Annotated in this window: 16 protein-coding genes; 10 read left to right on the forward strand and 6 right to left on the reverse strand. The window is 55.8% G+C overall.

Going from position 1 to position 16550, the window contains the following annotated elements:
- The first annotated feature begins 17 nt into the window (after nucleotides 1–17).
- Nucleotides 18–599 carry a VOC family protein gene (locus CLV88_RS05430; RefSeq protein WP_106607360.1) on the forward strand — a complete coding sequence of 194 codons (582 nt, stop codon included), beginning with the start codon at nucleotides 18–20 and terminating at the stop codon, nucleotides 597–599.
- 43 nt (nucleotides 600–642) lie between these two features.
- On the opposite strand, the gene CLV88_RS05435 is transcribed toward CLV88_RS05430, so the two are convergent.
- The 3 genes from CLV88_RS05435 to CLV88_RS05445 all read right to left on the reverse strand — a co-directional run bounded on the left by CLV88_RS05435 (nucleotide 643) and on the right by CLV88_RS05445 (nucleotide 3696).
- Entirely contained in the window at nucleotides 643–2157 is a 1515-nt protein-coding gene (locus tag CLV88_RS05435) for a tripartite tricarboxylate transporter permease (RefSeq protein WP_106607361.1), read from the reverse strand.
- Nucleotide 2158: 1 nt separating this feature from the next.
- Nucleotides 2159–2641, reverse strand: coding sequence for a tripartite tricarboxylate transporter TctB family protein (locus CLV88_RS05440; protein ID WP_106607362.1), 483 nt, complete (start codon nucleotides 2639–2641; stop codon nucleotides 2159–2161).
- 68 nt (nucleotides 2642–2709) lie between these two features.
- On the reverse strand, nucleotides 2710–3696 hold the full coding sequence (locus CLV88_RS05445; RefSeq protein WP_106607363.1) for a Bug family tripartite tricarboxylate transporter substrate binding protein: 987 nt from the start codon (nucleotides 3694–3696) through the stop codon (nucleotides 2710–2712).
- Between the two features lie 108 nt (nucleotides 3697–3804).
- Here CLV88_RS05445 and CLV88_RS05450 point away from each other — a divergent pair, with 108 nt between their 5' ends.
- The 7 genes from CLV88_RS05450 (at nucleotide 3805) to CLV88_RS05480 (ending at nucleotide 9535) form a co-directional block, all read left to right on the forward strand.
- Entirely contained in the window at nucleotides 3805–4473 is a 669-nt protein-coding gene (locus CLV88_RS05450; protein WP_106607364.1) for a response regulator transcription factor, read from the forward strand.
- Nucleotides 4463–5842 (forward strand): sensor histidine kinase, encoded by a 1380-nt coding sequence (locus CLV88_RS05455; protein WP_106607365.1) that lies wholly within the window; start codon nucleotides 4463–4465, stop codon nucleotides 5840–5842. Before CLV88_RS05450 ends, CLV88_RS05455 begins: the two co-directional genes overlap by 11 nt.
- Nucleotides 5821–6828: an ABC transporter substrate-binding protein gene (locus CLV88_RS05460; RefSeq protein WP_106607591.1), complete on the forward strand. Its 1008-nt coding sequence runs from the start codon at nucleotides 5821–5823 to the stop codon at nucleotides 6826–6828. Before CLV88_RS05455 ends, CLV88_RS05460 begins: the two co-directional genes overlap by 22 nt.
- Nucleotides 6829–6911: 83 nt before the next feature.
- Nucleotides 6912–7988: an NAD(P)/FAD-dependent oxidoreductase gene (locus tag CLV88_RS05465; RefSeq protein WP_106607366.1), complete on the forward strand. Its 1077-nt coding sequence runs from the start codon at nucleotides 6912–6914 to the stop codon at nucleotides 7986–7988.
- Entirely contained in the window at nucleotides 7988–8644 is a 657-nt protein-coding gene (locus tag CLV88_RS05470; RefSeq protein WP_106607367.1) for a DUF938 domain-containing protein, read from the forward strand. The genes CLV88_RS05465 and CLV88_RS05470 overlap by 1 nt, the downstream gene beginning before the upstream one ends.
- A gap of 86 nt (nucleotides 8645–8730) precedes the next feature.
- Nucleotides 8731–9069 (forward strand): carboxymuconolactone decarboxylase family protein, encoded by a 339-nt coding sequence (locus tag CLV88_RS05475; RefSeq protein WP_106607368.1) that lies wholly within the window; start codon nucleotides 8731–8733, stop codon nucleotides 9067–9069.
- 61 nt (nucleotides 9070–9130) lie between these two features.
- Entirely contained in the window at nucleotides 9131–9535 is a 405-nt protein-coding gene (locus CLV88_RS05480) for an EF-hand domain-containing protein (protein WP_106607369.1), read from the forward strand.
- A 73-nt stretch (nucleotides 9536–9608) separates the two neighbouring features.
- Here CLV88_RS05480 and CLV88_RS05485 read toward each other — a convergent pair whose 3' ends face one another.
- A complete protein-coding gene (locus CLV88_RS05485) occupies nucleotides 9609–12116 on the reverse strand; it encodes a GcvT family protein (RefSeq protein WP_106607592.1) in 2508 nt (835 codons plus the stop codon).
- 180 nt (nucleotides 12117–12296) lie between these two features.
- Here CLV88_RS05485 and panC point away from each other — a divergent pair, with 180 nt between their 5' ends.
- Together panC and panB are read left to right on the forward strand one after the other, a co-directional pair.
- Nucleotides 12297–13142 (forward strand): pantoate--beta-alanine ligase, encoded by an 846-nt coding sequence (panC, locus tag CLV88_RS05490; RefSeq protein ID WP_106607370.1) that lies wholly within the window; start codon nucleotides 12297–12299, stop codon nucleotides 13140–13142.
- Entirely contained in the window at nucleotides 13139–13948 is an 810-nt protein-coding gene (gene panB, locus CLV88_RS05495) for a 3-methyl-2-oxobutanoate hydroxymethyltransferase (RefSeq protein ID WP_106607371.1), read from the forward strand. Before panC ends, panB begins: the two co-directional genes overlap by 4 nt.
- 12 nt (nucleotides 13949–13960) lie before the next feature.
- On the opposite strand, the gene CLV88_RS05500 is transcribed toward panB, so the two are convergent.
- Together CLV88_RS05500 and CLV88_RS05505 are read right to left on the reverse strand one after the other, a co-directional pair.
- Entirely contained in the window at nucleotides 13961–15028 is a 1068-nt protein-coding gene (locus tag CLV88_RS05500) for an NAD-dependent epimerase/dehydratase family protein (protein WP_106607372.1), read from the reverse strand.
- A 98-nt stretch (nucleotides 15029–15126) separates the two neighbouring features.
- Nucleotides 15127–16527, reverse strand: a complete 1401-nt coding sequence (locus tag CLV88_RS05505; RefSeq protein ID WP_106607373.1) for an FAD-binding oxidoreductase — start codon at nucleotides 16525–16527, stop codon at nucleotides 15127–15129.
- Between the last annotated feature and the right edge of the window lie 23 nt (nucleotides 16528–16550).

Raw genomic sequence — 16550 nt, forward strand, 5'->3', positions numbered from 1 at the left:
GAACGAGAGGAGACTTCATGCGCAAGATCCAAGCACAGGGCGTGCACCACATCACTCTGACCGGAGCGGACCGGCAGACATCTATCGATTTCTGGGAGGGGTTATTGGGTATGCCCTATATCTTCGACCAACCCAACCTCGATGACCCGAACGAGGGGCATCTCTACTTCGATCCCGGCGACGGTCGCTTGATAACCGTCTTCACCAACGAAACCCGCAAACCAGACCCGCAGCGCACACCGACCGAACCGGGTTGTGTGCATCACATCGCGTTCAACCTCAGCCGCGCCAGCTGGTTGCAAGCGATTGAAAGGCTTGATGAAAGAGATATTGAGCACTCAGGTGCTCGGGATCGGGGGTTCATGGATTCCGTCTATTTCAAAGACCCGATGGGACTACTTATCGAACTGGCCACCTACAAGTTTGAACCCCCGTTTGGATGCTCTCATGCAGATGTCCTTATCCGTGCCCACCGTCTGCGCGTCGCCCGCGGGGATTACAATATCGCCGAGGGCCATCTCGCGGATGCCGTGGAAGAACTGGTGCAAGAGCGCCAAGGCAGCCTCTCATCCGACCGTAGCGCCCAAGACCCGTACTAAACCTTCAGGTAGGTCGGACAAATTTGTCCGACCTACGAAACAATCAGTCCCCGTCAGCCACTCCCTCAGCCCGCGCCCGCGCACGGCGTGCCCGATAGCTCGGCAACACCACTAATAGCAACGCAATCGCCAACAAACCAAGGGTCATCGGACGTTCCCAGATGAACGCGACCCCATCATAAAGCTGCATTGAACGAGAGAAGTTATCTTCCAGCATCCCGCCCAGAATGAAGCCAATAAGCAGCGGCGCGAGTGGATAGTCAGCAAACCGCAGCGCTGTCGCGCAGACCCCGAATCCAACCAGCAATAACAGTTCCGTCGCGTTGTTTTGCCCGATATAGGCCCCCATCAGTGTAAAGAACAAAATAAATGGAATCAGATAGTTACGCGGCACAGATAGAACTTTTGCAATATACGGGATCAGCGGCAGGTTCAGGATCAGTAGCACGAGATTGCCAATGAACATCGACATGATCACGGCCCAGAAAATCTGTGGCTCATCGATCATCAACCTCGGCCCTGGCGTCACGTTCAACGCAATCAGTGCGCCCAACAAAATCGCCGTCGTTCCGGACCCCGGAATACCCAAAGTCAGCAACGGCACAAATGACCCGGTACAGGCCGCATTGTTCGCCGTCTCAGGCGCCGCCAATCCCTTAATCGACCCTTTACCAAACTCTTCCTGCTCGGCCTTTGGCGCAATATTGCGCTCGACTGCATAGCCCAGGAAACTCGCGATTGTTGCGCCTGCGCCGGGCAGAACCCCAATAAAGAACCCTTGCAACGACTGACGCCCAATGACCGGTGCAATGGCCCTGGCCTCACTGCGGGAAATGCGCAAATCCTTGATTTCTCCGTCATTTCCCCCGCCCATCTCTTTAGGCTTCAGCACCAGAAAAAGCGCTTCGGGTAGGGCAAACATTGCCATGGCCAGCGTGATAAAGCCAAAGCCAGACTGCAGATCCATGATCCCCATGGTGAATCGCGGCATGTTAAACAATGCGCCTTCACCAACAGTTGCCATGATCAACCCAAGCACCGTCATCATCAGTGCCTTTGCTACCTGCCCGGTTCCGGCAAAAGCGGCGATTGCGGACAGACCCACCACCATCAGCGCGAAATACTCCGCCGAATGAAATAACAAGGCCACCGACGACAGCGCTGGTGCAAAAATCATCAACAAAAGTGCGCCGACGCTACCACCCGCAAAACTTGCAATCGCGGCGATGGTCAGAGCTTTGCCCGCCTTGCCACTTTTCGCCATCGGATAACCGTCGAAACTAGAGGCGACAGTCCCCGCCACCCCCGGCGCGTTCAGCAAGATCGAAGAAGTCGAGCCCCCAAAAATCGCGCCATAGTAGACGCCAGCCAGCAGGATCAACGCCGCCGACGGATCCCCCATCGAGATCGCTACCGGGATCATGATCGCGATGATCGACATCGGCCCCAAACCCGGCAACATGCCAATGAATGTCCCAATTAAACACCCGCCGATCACCATCAACAGGTTCTGAACAGACAGTGCCGTTTGTAGACCAATCAGAAGTCCTTCAAGCATGTCAGCCTCCGATAAAGCCCGGCAACGGGCGCAAATAAATGCCCAGCACCTGCTGGACTAAATACCACACGACAAGTGTCGCAAAGAGAGCGATAGGCACCATGATGTGCCACTTACGTTCGCCCAGAATGAAAGACCCAAGGATCAGGAAGGCGGACGTGGAAAAGATAAACCCAAGCGGACGCAGACACAGCGCATAGGCCACCATCAACGCAAGCAACATCAATGCTTGGCCAAGGTGGTAATCCCCTAACCGCCTGTAATCTATATCCAGCTCCTTCTCCTCGCCCTTTTCCAATCCCAGCAAGATGATCAATGAGGCGACGATACCTAGCACAGACAATACCTTCGGAAAGGTGCTCGGCCAAATTGGGTTGCGACGCATGAACGGGGCCAAGCCACTATCCATTGTGAACCAGGCGGCATAGCCATAGGCCAAACACACGCCCAGCAAGACCAACGCTATCCAGCGATCCAAGGCCATCTGCATCTCCTGTCGGGTAAATCAAAAGACGACAGAGCGGGCATGCCGCTCTGTCGTGCGTAGGGTCTTCAGAGGAAGCCCAGTTTCTTCATCAGGTCACCAATGACCTTTTCCTGATCTTCTAGGAACGATTGGAAATCGTCGCCTGAATTGTGGATGTTCACCCAACCGTTGCGGGCGCGCACTTCTTCCCACTCGTCGGTTTCATACATCTCGCCCAGCGCTTTCTGATACATCGCCAGCTTGTCATCCGGCAGACCTGGAGCCGCAAAGAACCCGCGCCAGTTCACAAACGATGTATCGATGCCCTGTTCCTTCATGGTCATCGCATCAGGGGCTGCAGACACTCGCTCATCCGCAGTGACACCAATGATTTTCACTTCGCCTGCATTGGCCAAATCAACCGCTTCTGAGAAACCAGTCGACAGCGCTGCAATCTCGCCCGACAGCAACGCCGCCATGGCTTTGCCGCCAGCGTCGTAAGGGATGTACTTCACGCCCAGCGCGTCTTTGCCAGCCGCTTCCATCACCATCGCCGCCACCAGATGGTCCATACCGCCTGGAACCGATCCGCCGCCAATCGCGGTCTTGGATGGATCTGCGTCATAGGCCGCCATCAGGTCTTCCATCGAATTGATAGGGCTGTCTTTGCCCACAACCATTGCGGCGTAATCGCCGATAGTGCCCGCGACCAATGTAAGATCCCGGAAGTTATGCGGGAACACACCGGTTAATGAGCGAATGACAATCGGCGTCGAGTTCACCATCAGCGTGCCGTGGTTACTCTCGGCGTTTTCGATTAAGAAACCGATGGCTTTACCACCGCCGCCACCGGACATGTTTTCGTAAGACGCATTGCCCACTATGCCCGCCTTGGTCAACGCCTCGCCTGTTCCGCGTGCCGTGCCATCCCAGCCGCCACCGGCACCGCCGGGGATCAGAAAGTGGATGCTGTCGGCAACCTTGTGGCCGTCCGCCATTGCGGACCCACCAAAGGCCATTGCGGCGACAGCCGTCGCCATCAGGGCGCGGCGGCCCAGTTTGAATGTCGTCATGATTTCCTCCCAATTTGACAACTGTCCGAAAGACGGCTCAGTTGAAGAGAGAAAAACACCATAACCTGACACAAACCTGTCACGCTCTCAGAAAGGCGCAATCGAGACATGAAATTCCTGCTGGTCGAGGACAATCACGAGCTGGCCAATGCAATCTGCACGCGGATGCAACTGGATGGTCATGTTATTGATCACGCTGACAGAATCCAAGAGGCTCAAGCCTTCTCTGAAACCGGTGAATACGACCTGATCCTACTCGACATCATGCTTCCGGATGGCGACGGACGCAACTTTCTGAAACAGCACCGTGCCCGCCAAAATGACACCCCGGTCATCGTTTTAACGGCGCGCTCTCAGGTTTCCGACAGAATCAGCATGCTTGATCTTGGTGCTGATGATTATGTCACCAAGCCTTTTGATCACGAAGAACTACAGGCCCGATGCCGCGCCGTTTTGCGCCGCAATGCGGGGGCGGCCCAGTCTGTTCAACGGTTAGGTGACGTCGCCTTTGACTCGGTTGCCGGGTCGTTGACGGTCGGCGATTGTGTCATTCAGCTGCGCAACCGGGAACTGCGCCTTCTGGAAGTTTTGTTTAACGCACCCGGTCAGATATTTTCCAAGCAAAAACTCTTTGATCGTCTGTTTTCTTACGACGATGACGTTTCAGAAAACGCTATCGAAGTCTATATCGGCCGCCTGCGCAGACATCTGGAACCTTCACAATTGCGCATCACAACCCATCGCGGTTTGGGATATAGGCTGGACCATGACGAGTAGCGCGCCTGCCGATGTTCAGGTCCGTGGTGCGCTGCGCAACCGGTTGGTTATTTCATTGGTCGGCGGCGCGGCTGTCTTGGCAATTCTGATCTTTCTCGTGGTGCGCAGTTACGCAGCCCAGATCGCACAGCAAGGACAGGATGACGTGCTTGGCGCGTCTGTTACCTCGATCCTCGACGCCGCGATCATACGCAATGGCGTCATCCAGATTGACATTCCATATGCATCGTTTTCCATGCTGAACACTCCGTCGGACGACCGGGTTTTCTACGCGGTTTATCAGGACGGAACTCCTATCTCGGGCTACGCCGACTTGCCTCCACCTCTTGACACCAACGCTACGAAAAACGACTTTCGCACTGTCACCTACAACGGCACCCCAGTAAGGTTGGCCACAGCGGCGCGCGTTCTGATTGGCGCGGATGTCCGCACCGAGGTCAAGGTCTCGGTCGCACAAACACGTGACGCACTTTCAGGCACACTCAACCGTATCTCACGTAACGTCGCTCTCTTTGGCGCGGGGTTCTTTCTATTGGCCACAGTGCTGTCGTTCTGGGCTACGTCGACAACCATTTCTCGTTTGCGACGTCTGACCGACTCTGTGACCCGCCGTGGCCCCAAAGATCTCAGCCCGGTCGCCAAACCCGTGCCCGTCGAAATGGCGCCGCTTGTTTCATCGCTCAACTCGCTGATGTCGCGACTGGATCAATCCCTGCACCGCTCCGAAGACTTCATCGCCGAAGCGGCGCACCGCGTTCGCACACCACTTGCTACGGTTCGCTCTCATGCCGAGGCAACGCTACATCGCGTTGAGCGCGAGGAGAACCGCCAGGCTTTGCGCGCTATGATGCGCGCCATTGACGAAAGCTCCCGTGCCGCCGGACAGTTGCTTGATCACGCCATGATCACTTTTCGTGCCGATCATCTGGAACTACAAAACCTCGATCTCGTCGACTTGGTTCAGGATCTTGTGACACGCCTCACGCCAATTGCGGACATGAAGCACATTGACCTACGTCTCACCGGTGACACTTCGGTGCCCGTAAGCGGCGATCCCATCCTATTGCAGAACGCATTGCGCAACCTGATCGACAACGCCCTCAAATACGCGCCGAGCGAAACCGAAATAAGCCTAAATGTAACCACAGCCTCGCGACCAACTGTCGAAATTCGCGATCAGGGCGCGGGTTTTCCAACGGCAAACATGGCCGATCTGGTGTCCCGCTTTTCGCGCGGCGAAAATGCCAGCGATACTATCGGGTCCGGCCTTGGCCTTACCATCGCCCAAGACGTCGCGGCGGCCCATGGTGGCGCGCTGGTACTGTCCAACAATCCAAAGGGGGGCGCATGCGTAACCTTGTCACTCTGATCTTGTGCTTCCTGCCTGCCCTCTCGTCGGCCCAAGATTGGGAAGACCGGCAATTTTTTGGCACGACATCGCCAACGCAAACTCTGCGGGTGCTTTCCTCAACTGATACAGCGCTTTTCGAACCCATTATCGACCATTTCCTGCAATCCAACCGCGACATTGCAGTTGAATATCTCGTGGCCAGCACCGCAGACATCGATGCCGCATTCCGCGCGACACCAGAACGGTTTGACGTAGTGATATCCAGCGCGATGGACTTACAATTTAAACTGGTCAATGACGGGTATGCGATTGAAATAGAAGACTTACCTGCCCCCGATTGGGCTCAGTGGCGCCAAAGCCTGTTTGCCTTTACTGCTGAACCTGCGGCCATAATACTCAATCGAAACGCGTTTCGCGGCCATCCCATTCCACGCACCCGCCAGGAATTGATCCAAGCCATGCGCGCGCGTCCGGACATCTTTGAAAATCGCCTGGGAACCTATGATGTCCGCCAATCCGCGCTTGGATATCTTTTTGCCACGCAAGACGCGCGCGCGTCCGAAACTTATTGGCGTTTGATGGAGGTTATGGGCAGTCTCGGCCTACGTCTCTATTGCTGCTCAGGTGACATGATCGACGATCTCACTCGTGGCGATCTGGTCGTCGCATACAACGTACTGGGCAGCTACGCCGCCGCCCGCACTGAAAACGCGAATGTTCTGGAAATCATATTACCTTCAGAATTCCCCACAACAATGATGCGCACAGCTTTCGTGGCGGCACAAACCGACAAACCGGAAACGGCGGCGTCGTTCACGCGGTTTCTGGTTGAGATGCAGCAAGCGAATTCAGATCACGCGAGTTTCCCACTGCCACCGCTGAACCCAGCGGAAAACGTCGACAACCAATCCACCATCGCATTGGGCCCGGCATTGATGACGTATCTGGACACGCTTAAGAAACGAACATTTCTGCAAGAATGGGAAAACGCGGTTTTGCAATAGCGGCCAGATTCATCCCTTTTCCCACATCACATTCCATGCCACTCTCTCCTCGCTGAGCAGAAACAATACTCATTGGGAAAAACATGATCGACTTTTTGGTGATTGGTGGCGGCATTGCGGGCGTATCCGCTGCCGCTCGGTTATCAGAATTTGGCAAAGTAACACTGTTGGAGCGCGAAACTGCATTGGGCTACCATGCGTCCGGGCGCTCCGCCGCTTTGTTTGAATCAAATTACGGCCTCAAGAGCACCGTCGAGCTTTCAAAAGCCAGCGCCGAATTTCACACCAACGCCCATGGCGGCTTTCTAAGCGCTCGCGGCCTCTTGGTATTGGGCAAAGCAGGTGAAGCAACCGATTTTGCACATGCCTGCGATAACCTGAATGTCGCGCCCATCGACGTTGAACGTGCCTTTGAACTTGTCCCTATACTGGACCCCGCAAATGTCAAACACGCAGCCTTTCACAAGGCCGCTTATGACATCGACACCGATCTTCAAATTCAAACCTTTGCTCGCGTTTGCCGCCAAAATGGCAGCGCGGTGCTGACCAACCAAGATGTCACTGACATCAAACGATTAGACGCTGGGTGGGAAGTCACCTCATCGGGTCAGGTCCATAATGCCCGGATGCTCTTTAATGCAGCCGGTGCTTGGGTTGATCACATCGCTGAATTGGCGGGAATTGCTCCCTTGGGCTTCACCCCATTGCGCCGGTCCATGGCGCGCATTCCCGCACCTGCCAATCATGACGTCAGCCCGTGGCCAATGATGTTGGGATGCCGCGAAGATTGGTATGCCAAGCCGGATGCAGGCAGCCTCTTGGTTTCCCCCGCCGAGGAAGACCCGATGTCTCCCTTTGATGCTTGGCCCGACGATATTGTGCTGGCCGAGGGGATCGCCCGTTATCAGGAGTTTGTGACCGAAGATGTGACCCGGCTAACCGCAAGCTGGGCGGGCTTGCGCACATTCTCACCAGATCGCAATTTGGTCCTTGGCCCCGCTCTGGACGATGCCGGGTTTTTCTGGGTAGCCGGGCAAGGTGGATATGGGTTCCAGACCGCGCCCGCCGCTTCACAACTGATTGTGGATCTTGTTACCGGCAAGCCTTCTGACCTCGACCCAGACACGCTTGCAGCTATAAACCCCAATAGGTTCGCCTGATGCCAGAACGACGCAAACTGCCGCCCAGCGCTTCGGTTGCAACGCCGGATGAGAATGGCAAACTGTTCGCCCCATCACCAGATCGCAATGCAGGGGTCATTACTGATTTTGTATCTTCCGTCGCGCCGGTGTCGGGTAACGCATTAGAGATTGCCAGCGGCACCGGCCAGCATATCATTCAACTGGCCGCCGCCATGCCCGGCCTGCACTGGCAACCGACCGAAATCGCCCCAGAACGCCGTGCCAGCATCGACACGTATCTGTCTGAGGCCAATCTCTCCAACACTTCCCCTGCAATCCAACTCGACGCAACTGCGCCCGGTTGGGGCGCGCACCACCAAGGGCAAAGCCTGATCTTGTTGGTTAACCTGCTACACCTCGTGAGCAAGGCAGAGGCGCAAACCCTTGTGGCAGAGGCCGCACAAGCCCTGAAATCAGGGGGCCTCCTAGTGGTCTACGGTCCTTTCATGCGCGGTGACACCTTGATCAGCGAAGGCGACGCACGTTTTCACGCCAACTTACAATCTCAAGATCCAGAGATCGGGTACAAAAGCGATCAAACCGTTATTAAATGGGGCATCGGCGCCGGCTTATCGCACCAACGCACCACCCAAATGCCAGCCAACAATCTGGCGTTGTGCTGGCAAAAAACCTGAAAATCCCCACCCGATCTGATCCGGATCAATAAACACATTCCAAAAGTAGTATTTGTCTCATCCGATATCACACTTTGGAGCCTCTAATGAGCTGGACAGAAAAACTTACCGAAACCCGCACACAACTACGCTCGCTAAATAAAACCATCCCGGATGCTACCCGCGCCTTTGGCGGATTGGGCAAAGCTGTCAAAGAAGGCGGTACGTTTGATTTCAAAACCAAAGAATTCATCGCTCTTGGTATCGCGGTCGCAATGCGCTGCGACAACTGCATTGTCCTGCATTGCGAGGCGCTGCTTAAGGCAGGTGCCACTCGGGAAGAGGTTGGGGATGTTTTGGCCATGACCATACAGATGGGCGGTGGGCCATCGATGATGTATGCCGCCAAGGCGCTCGATTGCTTTGACACGCTTGCAAAGGGCTGACACCGTCTGCGCAACCTCTTAACATTGCACCAACTCAGGCTTTTCCAGATCGGACCACATTATGACTCGTTTTCTACCCCCAATCGCGGCCCTCGCCCTTGTTGCGACTCAGGCCACCGCCACAGACGCGTCTTTTCTGGAAAACTGGGATCTGGATGACGATGGTGGCGTGACATGGACGGAACTCGAAGATCTGCAACGCAAGATTTTCAGCACGTATGACATTGACGGTGACGGTGCACTCAATAGCGAGGAATACACAGCCTTTGACAAGGACCGCGCCGCCACAGCTGAGGCGACGGGCGACGCACATCACCGCCTCGCCGTGCATGGCATGGCCCGTAATCGATTTGACACGAACCTTGACGGTCTGGTGACATTCGAAGAGTTCCAAACCGGCTTGCGCAATTGGTTCAACAAGAACGACGGCAACAAAAACGGCATCTTGGAGTCAGGCGACTACTAGGCTCATCCGATGCCGCAAAAAGGGGCCAAGGCACATCATACGCCTTGGCCTTTCGTCTCTTTCACAAACGGGTTTACCCGTTCATGCGAATGGTTTCGTTCTTTGGGTCATAAGGGCTGTCACAGGTCACAACCGCATCCCAAAGCTGATCCTGCATCTTGACCTTAAGCTTGGTGCCTTCAATCACCAACTCCGGCTTGATATAGCCCATTCCAATGGATTTCCCGAACGCCACAGAATAACCACCTGATGTTAAGCGCCCTACGCGCTCGCCCTCCGGTGTATAAAGCACTTCGCGCCCCCATGGATCGGCATCCGACGGCCCATCAATCAGCAGCGTACAGCACTTTGCGCGTACACCCAGCGCCGCCATGGCCTCTTTGCCGTGGAACTCTTTGGACTGATCAATAAACCGCGGCAGATCAGCCTCGGCTGGCGTCGCATCCCGGCCCAGCTCATTGCCAAACGCACGGTAGCTTTTCTCCTGACGCAGCCAGTTTTGCGCCCGCGCCCCAACCAGCTTGATCCTGTGCTTCTCGCCCGCCTGCATCAACAGATCCCAAAGGTAGTTCTGCATCTCAATCGGATGATGCAGCTCCCAGCCCAACTCGCCTGTATAGGCCACGCGGATTGCGTTGACCGGGCACATACCCAGCTCGATCTGTTTGGCCGACAACCAAGGAAACCGCTTGTTGCTCAATGCCGTGTCCTTGTCGGCATCTACGATGATCTCCTTCAAAACGTCGCGCGTTTTGGGGCCTGCGATGGCGAACACGCCCCACTGGGTGGTCACGTCCTGAATTTCGATGTAGCCGAACTCATCCAACTTATCCTCGGCCGCCTTACGCAGGAAATCTGCGTCATATTCGGTCCAGGCACCGGCAGATACGAGGTAATAGTTGTTCTCGCCATTGCGTACGATGGTGTATTCCGTGCGCGTTGTACCATGCGCCGTTAGCGCATAGGTCAAATTGATCCGCCCCACTTTGGGCAACTTATTACAGGTGAACCAATCAAGGAACGCCGTCGCGCCGGGCCCTTTGACCACGTGTTTGGTAAAAGCCGTCGCATCAATCAGCCCAACACCTTCACGAATGGCCTTCGCCTCGTCGACTGCATACTGCCACCAGCCACCGCGACGGAAAGACCTCGCGTCATGGTCAAAACTCTCAGGCGCATCCAGCGGGCCATAATAGTTCGGACGTTCCCAGCCATTCACCCAGCCAAACTGCGCCCCAAGCGCCTTTTGCCGGTCAAACGCTGGTGCCGTGCGCAACGGGCGTGCGGCGGGTCGTTCTTCGTCCGGATGGTGAAGAATATAGACATGATCATAACACTCTTCATTCTTTCGCGCCGCGAACTCGGTTGTCATCCAGTTGCTGGAATACCGTTTCGGGTCCAACGAGGCCATGTCGATCTCGGCTTCGCCGTCCACCATCATTTGGGCAAGGTAATACCCTGTTCCACCTGCCGCCGTGATCCCGAATGAGAAACCCTCGGCCAGCCACATATTGCGCAGCCCCGGTGCTGGACCAACCAGAGGGTTACCATCCGGTGTATAGCAGATTGGACCATTAAAATCGTCCTTCAACCCACTTTCCTCGCATGATGGAATGCGGTGGATCATTGCCATGTACTGTTCTTCGATCCGCTCCAGATCAAGCGGGAACAGGTCGGCTCGGAAACTGTCTGGCACACCATGCTCAAACACCGCGGGGGCGTTCTTTTCATAGACGCCCAAAATCCAGCCGCCACGCTCTTCGCGCACATAGCTTTGAGCATCCGCATCGCGCACAACCGGATGTTCCTGACCGCCATTTGCGCGGTACTCGACCAAGGCCGGATCTTTGTCCATCACGATAAACTGGTGCTCAACAGGAATCGCCGGCATCTTGATGCCCAGCATCTTGGCAGTACGCTGAGCATGGTTGCCAGAGGCAGTCACAACATGCTCGGCGCTGATCACGATCTGTTCGTCACCCGGCACCAGATTGCCGCCCTTTTCAACCATCTTGGTTAGGGTCACGTCCCAGTGGTCGCCCTTCCACTCAAACCCATCGGCCTGCCATTTGCGCTCAATCATGACCCCACGTTGGCGTGCGCCCTTGGCCATTGCCTGTGTCACATCCGCCGGGTTAATATAGCCATCTTCGGTATGATATATCGCACCTTTCAGGTCTTCGGTGTTGATCAGCGGCCAACGTTCCTTAATCTGATCAGGTGTCAACCATTCATAGTCAACACCACACGTCTCTGCCGTGGACGCATAGAGCATGTATTCGTCCATGCGCTCTTGCGTCTGCGCCATACGTAGATTGCCGACTACGGCAAACCCGGCGTTTAGCCCGGTTTCCTCTTCCAGCGTTTTATAAAAATCCACCGAGTACTGGTGAATATGGGTCGTGGCATATGACATGTTGAACAGCGGCAAAAGCCCGGCCGCGTGCCACGTCGACCCAGATGTCAGCTCATCCCGCTCGATCAGCATGACATCTTCCCAGCCCGCCTTGGCCAGATGATAGGCAATTGAAGTTCCGACGGCACCCCCGCCTACGACCAGCGCTTTGACATTCGTTTTCATTGTCCAGACGACTCCCAAGACATCCCTTTGAACAAGAGTCTTACTCGATATAAAAAACCGCGCAGGGTCCAGCCGACGCTTATGTGCGCGAAACCGACCTTGGTGTGGCGTAAAAATAACTTGCTGCAACGCAGCAACAAGGCTAAACACAGAACCCATCTTGGGAGGAGACAAGATTACATGCGGGTTTGCCGTACAATTACCGACTGCCGCGCCATTGTTGCTGACTACAAAAGCAAGGGCGAAACTGTAGGCATGGTCCCGACAATGGGGTTCCTGCACGCGGGTCATATGACGCTTGTGAAACTCGCAAGTTCCAAGGCAGACCGCACAGTCGTCTCAATCTTTGTCAATCCATCCCAGTTCGGCGAATCCGCCGATCTTGACGCTTACCCTCGCGACGAGCCCCGCGATCTGGCAATGCTGAAAGCTGCCGGTGTTGACCTCGTGTTCATCCCCGACGTCGACACCATGTACCCACCGGGCGACGAAACCGTCGTTGAAACAACCCGCCTGGCCAACATGTTACATGGCAAGGTCAGACCGGGTCATTTTCGCGGCGTTACAACGGTCGTGTCGCGACTGTTCAACATCGTTCAACCTGACATCGCCTGTTTCGGCGAAAAGGACTACCAACAGCTGCAAATCATCAAACGCATGGTGGCCGATCTACACATGCCTGTGCAGGTGATCGGCGGCAAAACCGTGCGAGAAGACGACGGCCTGGCCATGTCATCGCGCAATGTGCGCTTGTCGACACAGGATCGCGCCGCAGCACTGGTCTTGTCCCGCTCACTCGACGCAGCTGAACACGCGGTACAATCAGGGACTACCGTTGAAAAGCTGCGCGATGTTATCGCGTCAACTATTAGGGCAGAGCCACGTGCCGCCCTCAAGGGGCTGGACATTGTCGCCGCAGAAAGCCTCAATGAACTCAGCGGGTTCGTCAACGAACCCACCGCAATAATGCTCTCCGTCGCTTTCGGAGACATCCTTCTGATTGATCAAAGGGTCGTCACACCATGAGCAAACAAGCCCCCATCCGCCGCACCACCGTGCCCCAAATCGCAGCGCGCAAGGGCGGCGAGCCTATTGTCTCGCTGACATCCTACCACGCACACACGGCAGCAATCGTCGACAAATACGCAGACTTCATTCTTGTCGGTGACAGCCTCGGCATGGTGATGCACGGTATGGAAAGCACAGTTGGCGTACCGCTTGACCTGATGATCATGCACGGCAAAGCGGTGGTTCGCGGCACCAAAAAAGCGCTTGTCGTGGTCGACATGCCCTTTGGAACTTACGAAGAAAGTCCCGGTATCGCCTTTCGCAACGCCGCCCGCATTATGAAGGAAACCGGCTGTGGCGCGGTTAAGCTTGAAGGCGGCGCGCGCATGGCTGAGACAATCCGTTTTCTGACCGAACGTGGCATCCCGGTAATGGCCCATATCGGCCTCACCCCTCAATCCAGCAACGTCATGGGCGGCTTTAAAACGCAGGGGCGCGACGAAGATGACTGGCCCGTACACGAGGCCGACGCACAGGCCGTGACCGAAGCAGGTGCCTTTGCCATTGTGCTCGAAGGTATGGTCGAACCCCTCGCCGCCCGCATCACCAAGCAGATATCGATCCCGACGATCGGCATCGGTGCCAGCTCTGATTGCGACGGCCAAATCCTGGTGCTCGAAGACATGCTGGGCCTGAACGAATGGACACCCAAATTCGTCAAAGTCTACGGCGACCTCGGCCCAGCCATCGAACGCGCCGTCAGCCAATACGCCGACGAGGTTAAAAACCGCAGTTTCCCTAGCGAAGACGAGGTTTACCGTTAACGCGAAAACTACTTACTTCTTAATGTACCCATCTTCGATCATCTTGGTGAACATGTCCTCCATGCTCTCCTGCATCGGACGATAGCTCATGCCAAGCGCCCGGATGCTTTTGGAGTTATCCCCGCGCCACGGCACATTCACCGTGCGGCTCACAAACTTGCGATCCATCCCCAGCAGAGGGCCAACCAACCAGACCAGCCACTTAGGCAGCGCTTTTTTGGGCAACGGGTATTGATCCGCAAACTTCGGTCGCAACGCCAGCGCCATTTCCAGCAAATCGGTTTCGTGCCCGGACACAATATGCCGCCCCTCGGCATCCGCCAAATATCCCGCTGCCAAATGTGCCTCGGCCAGGTCGCGCACATCCACAACACCAAACCCTAGCTTCGGTGCGCCCATTCGGGCCGTGCCATCCCCCAGTTGCCTGAGGATGTTAAAGCTCTGCGATGTCGGCTTTGCCTGTACCGCAGGCCCAACTACCAATGACGGGTTCACCACCACTAATCGCCAACGTTCCTGAGCCTCAGCGATCTCCCAAGCGACTTTTTCCGCTAGCGTCTTGGAATAAGAATAGGGCTGATACTCCAGAGACGCCGTTGTGTTCCACATATCTTCTGTGATGCACCGGCCCGGCACATCTAATGTATCCTGCGCATCCGTGTAAATCGCCGCACAACTGCTTGTCAGCACTACGCGATGCACGCTTTCTACGCGGTTCGCTTCTTCCAATACATTACGCGTGCCCTTGACCGCCGGGTCGATCAGCTCTTTTTGCGGGTCTTTCACTGAAATCGTAAAGGGTGACGCCGTATGGAAAACCACGCCACACCCCTCCATCGCCTCGGCATAAGACCCTTCTTTCAGCAAATCGGCCTTGAAGAATTTGATCTCACCAGGGCTTGCTTCGGCTATCGCCGCCAGATGCCCCACCTTGGCTGCATTCTCCGGATCACGTACAGGCGCATGAACTGTTGCACCCGCCTCTAACAAACGTCTTACGATCCACCCGGCCACATAACCTGTCGCACCTGTGACCAACACCGGCTGGTAGGTGGCCACTTCAATAGGCTTGTCTGCCATACCGTCACTCCCGCAAATCCACTGGTTGTCACCTAATCAAACTACGCCAGCCCAACAATAACAGATTACGCCAGCAAACTAGCAGATCATGCCAACCGCTAACCAACGATCTTGCCCGGGTTCATGATATCATCCGGATCAATCGCCGCTTTGATAGCCTCCATCACACTCACGGCCCCACCCAGTTCGCGCCGCAGATAGGGTTTCTTGCCCTGCCCAATGCCATGCTCGCCGGTGCAAGTGCCATCCATCGAAATCGCCAGATCATTCAGCCAGGAAATAAACGCCGCACCAGCAGCAACCTCATCAGGGTTTTCCATGTCGATCAGCGGTAATGCGTGGAAATTCCCATCCCCAACATGCCCGACAATCGGCGCCAACAGGCCCAGTTCCGCCGCCTTGTCTTGCGCCGCAGTCACGCATTCGGCCAACCGCGAAATCGGCACACAAACATCCGTAGAAATCCCCTTGGCTCCGGGCCGCAGGGCCAGTGTTGCCCAATACATATCATGGCGTGCCTGCCACAGCTTGTTACGATCCTCGGCTTTTGTGGTCCATTCAAATCCCGAGCCACCAACGTCACCAGCAATTTCACCAAATATTTCTGCCTGCTCCGCCACACTCGCCTCAGAGCCATGGAACTCAAGCAACAAAAGCGGCGATATCGGCAAATCCAGCCCGGAATAGGTGTTGGCCGCCTCCACGCTTTTCTCATCCAACAGCTCGATCCGCGCCACTGGCACGCCGTACTGTATGGTCGCCATCACTGCCTGGCAGGCCGCGTCCACTGTTTCAAACGAGCAGCGCGCCGAAGACATCGCCTCGGGAATACCCTGCAATTTCAACGTGATCTGCGTGATGATACCAAGTGTCCCTTCGGCCCCGACCATAAGCCGCGTAAGATCATACCCCGCGCTCGATTTCTTGGCCCGCGTCGCCGTACGGATGATTTCACCAGACGGCAACACCACCTCAAGCGCCAGGACATTGTCCTTCATCGTGCCGTATCGCACTGCATTTGTGCCACTCGCACGTGTCGCCGTCATTCCACCGAGCGAGGCATTCGCCCCCGGATCAATTGGGAAAAACAGCCCCTTGTCGCGCAAATAGGTGTTCAACTGTTCGCGCGTTACACCTGGCTGCACCACACAATCCAGATCCTCCGGATGCACCGCTACAATCTGGCTCATCTCGCTCAAATCAACGCAAATCCCACCCGCTGGCGCATTGACCTGCCCCTCAAGCGAAGTGCCCGTACCATACCCGATCACCGGCACTTTGTGCTCTGCACAAACACGAACAATTGCAGCAACATCTTCGGTAGATTGCGCGAAAACCACGGCATCAGGCGCTTGATTTACAATCCAAGTCGTCGTGTGCCCGTGCTGTTCACGCACGGATTGACCGGTCTGGAACTTCTCGCCAAAACGTTGCTTTAGAATGCCGGCCGCCGCCGCAATACCATCTTCATTGCGCGGCAGATCCAATGCCTCACCCATAGTCTCTCTCCCCGATATCGCGC

It is taken from the genome of Shimia abyssi, assembly GCF_003014475.1.
Lineage (GTDB): Bacteria > Pseudomonadota > Alphaproteobacteria > Rhodobacterales > Rhodobacteraceae > Shimia > Shimia abyssi.

Coding starts and splice junctions, on each gene's coding strand:
- panC (WP_106607370.1), top strand. CDS start 12,297: ATGCGGGTTTGCCGTACAATTACCGACTGCCGCGCCATTGTTGCTGAC.
- CLV88_RS05505 (WP_106607373.1), bottom strand. CDS start 16,527: ATGGGTGAGGCATTGGATCTGCCGCGCAATGAAGATGGTATTGCGGCG.
- CLV88_RS05500 (WP_106607372.1), bottom strand. CDS start 15,028: ATGGCAGACAAGCCTATTGAAGTGGCCACCTACCAGCCGGTGTTGGTC.
- CLV88_RS05470 (WP_106607367.1), top strand. CDS start 7,988: ATGCCAGAACGACGCAAACTGCCGCCCAGCGCTTCGGTTGCAACGCCG.
- CLV88_RS05435 (WP_106607361.1), bottom strand. CDS start 2,157: ATGCTTGAAGGACTTCTGATTGGTCTACAAACGGCACTGTCTGTTCAG.
- CLV88_RS05430 (WP_106607360.1), top strand. CDS start 18: ATGCGCAAGATCCAAGCACAGGGCGTGCACCACATCACTCTGACCGGA.
- CLV88_RS05485 (WP_106607592.1), bottom strand. CDS start 12,116: ATGAAAACGAATGTCAAAGCGCTGGTCGTAGGCGGGGGTGCCGTCGGA.
- CLV88_RS05445 (WP_106607363.1), bottom strand. CDS start 3,696: ATGACGACATTCAAACTGGGCCGCCGCGCCCTGATGGCGACGGCTGTC.
- CLV88_RS05450 (WP_106607364.1), top strand. CDS start 3,805: ATGAAATTCCTGCTGGTCGAGGACAATCACGAGCTGGCCAATGCAATC.
- CLV88_RS05475 (WP_106607368.1), top strand. CDS start 8,731: ATGAGCTGGACAGAAAAACTTACCGAAACCCGCACACAACTACGCTCG.
- CLV88_RS05480 (WP_106607369.1), top strand. CDS start 9,131: ATGACTCGTTTTCTACCCCCAATCGCGGCCCTCGCCCTTGTTGCGACT.
- CLV88_RS05440 (WP_106607362.1), bottom strand. CDS start 2,641: ATGGCCTTGGATCGCTGGATAGCGTTGGTCTTGCTGGGCGTGTGTTTG.
- CLV88_RS05460 (WP_106607591.1), top strand. CDS start 5,821: ATGCGTAACCTTGTCACTCTGATCTTGTGCTTCCTGCCTGCCCTCTCG.
- panB (WP_106607371.1), top strand. CDS start 13,139: ATGAGCAAACAAGCCCCCATCCGCCGCACCACCGTGCCCCAAATCGCA.
- CLV88_RS05465 (WP_106607366.1), top strand. CDS start 6,912: ATGATCGACTTTTTGGTGATTGGTGGCGGCATTGCGGGCGTATCCGCT.
- CLV88_RS05455 (WP_106607365.1), top strand. CDS start 4,463: ATGACGAGTAGCGCGCCTGCCGATGTTCAGGTCCGTGGTGCGCTGCGC.